This window comes from Mesorhizobium sp. P3_A2 (assembly GCF_056403115.1).
Window position 1 is genome coordinate 1 of sequence record NZ_JBFUGC010000041.1, and the last position, 1,754, is coordinate 1,754.

The 1,754-nt window shown below is 57.5% G+C and carries 3 protein-coding genes and 1 tRNA gene; 3 read left to right on the top strand and 1 reads right to left on the bottom strand.

Going from position 1 to position 1,754, the window contains the following annotated elements; genetic code table 11:
• Nucleotides 1-166: 166 nt before the first annotated feature.
• Nucleotides 167-243, top strand: a tRNA-Met gene (locus AC1DXM_RS31870).
• 3 nt (nucleotides 244-246) lie between these two features.
• On the opposite strand, the gene AC1DXM_RS31875 is transcribed toward AC1DXM_RS31870, so the two are convergent.
• On the bottom strand, nucleotides 247-606 hold the full coding sequence (locus tag AC1DXM_RS31875; RefSeq protein ID WP_477239519.1) for a hypothetical protein: 360 nt from the start codon (nucleotides 604-606) through the stop codon (nucleotides 247-249).
• A 116-nt stretch (nucleotides 607-722) separates the two neighbouring features.
• On the opposite strand from AC1DXM_RS31875, the gene AC1DXM_RS31880 reads away from it, so the two are divergent.
• Nucleotides 723-989 carry a type II toxin-antitoxin system ParD family antitoxin gene (locus tag AC1DXM_RS31880; RefSeq protein WP_192258379.1) on the top strand — a complete coding sequence of 89 codons (267 nt, stop codon included), beginning with the start codon at nucleotides 723-725 and terminating at the stop codon, nucleotides 987-989.
• A 3-nt stretch (nucleotides 990-992) separates the two neighbouring features.
• A complete protein-coding gene (locus tag AC1DXM_RS31885) occupies nucleotides 993-1,304 on the top strand; it encodes a type II toxin-antitoxin system RelE/ParE family toxin (RefSeq protein ID WP_477239521.1) in 312 nt (103 codons plus the stop codon).
• Nucleotides 1,305-1,754: the final 450 nt, after the last annotated feature.

Below are 1,754 nucleotides of genomic sequence, written 5' to 3' on the forward strand. Positions count from 1 at the left end.
CCTTCTCATTACGATTTTATTGATGCATGTCGTTATCCCAAAACCGCTCAACACTTTTGGGCGACATGCATCGAGGCCCGCCAAGGGACCACGGGCCGCGCAAGCGGCCCTTTCATTTGGTGAGCCATCTACCTATTTGTAGGCTTGCGCTTACATCCAATGGTGACGCGGGGTGGAGCAGCCCGGTAGCTCGTCAGGCTCATAACCTGAAGGTCACAGGTTCAAATCCTGTCCCCGCAACCAACATCAATAGGCCCGCCTCGTGCGGGCCTTTTTGTATCCGGCAGCCCGGACACAAAACCTCCCCGTTCCCCAAGCCAATTCTTCCGGCGCCCAGCTCTCGAAACGAGCTTCCTTGTCGGGTGGTCCCTGTAGCTCGCGCGCACGTGGAATGGGTCCAGGCTGATGCTCGCAGTCCGAAATCACATCCAAGCGAAAATTAGACCCAGCGAAGCCGGTTGGCTCCCGCGCTTTGCCCGACGCAGCAACCGCCACTTTTGCTTGCGACGAGAATGGCGGCAGATGATCCAGGCGTGAATCTTCGATCCATGCCGGCGGGATCGTGATGGGCAGCATTTCGATGCTGCAGGCCAGGTGACGAATCATTCTCCCGCCAGCACATCGTTGGAAACGAAGCGTGGCCATGCGTGCACTTGCTGCTAATTATTGCTATCTATTGCTACTGAGCCTGATACGCACCATAATCTCTTCAGGAGGTTGCCATGCCCAACTACGCACTGAACGACCACTATGAGAGCTTCATCAGGAAGCAGCTCGAATCAGGCCGCTACAACAATGCCAGTGAGGTTGTTCGCGCCGGCTTGCGTATGCTCGAGGATTTCGAGGCGGAGCGGGAAAGATGGCTGCGCGAGGAGATCCCGACGCGTTTGACCGAGCTCCGGCAGGATCCGGCGAAGGCTATTCCTGCCGAGACGGTTTTTTCGCGGCTCGAGGCGCGGCATCGCGCGAAGCAGGCGAAAGCCAAGTAGGCAATGGAGTGTCGCATTGTCTTCCACCCCAAGGCGGAAGCTGAACTCAAACAGCTCTATGATGACATAGCCGACCGTGCGTCGCCGGCGATCGCCTGGAATTTCATCGCCGGCATCCGCGACCATTGCCTCGGTCTGTCGACTTTTCCACAGCGCGGCACAGAGCGGGTCGAGATCATGCCTGGTCTGCGCATTATCGGCTACCGCCGCGCCGTCGGCATTGCGTTTGCGGTCGAGGCCGAGCGGGTCCTGATCCTGGGCATCTTTTTCGCCGGTCGAAACATCACGGCGGAATTGCTGGAAGATCGGCTCTGAAGCGCTGCTCAGGCTGGCGCTGTGGTCGACATTCACTGGGCAGAGCAGACGATTTTCAAGCCGATGGCACGCAGCCGCCACCGAGGGATGGGAGTTTCGTAGAAGTGATCCGACCGCGGAACACCACTCATAATTTCAGCCAAGCCAACTCACGAATTTCGACCCCGTGGATATCTCAGCGAGAAATCGAAAAAACATGACTGAAGGCAGTTGACAGTTTGTCAGGGTGGCGACTATATACGCCTCACGAACGAGGGCGGTGCGCCGCAGGCGGCGAAGCAGTTTGCTTCTGAATAAGCCCTTGTGAAATTCAAGAGAGCCGCGTAAGCGACACTCGGACGGCCCCGAAGCCAAAAGCGTAACGGGCCACGACCTCGCGTCTGCGGGGTCTGTTCTTTGAAAATTGAATATTGAAGAAAGAGAAACGTGGGCGGCAGAGTCCTGCTGAAC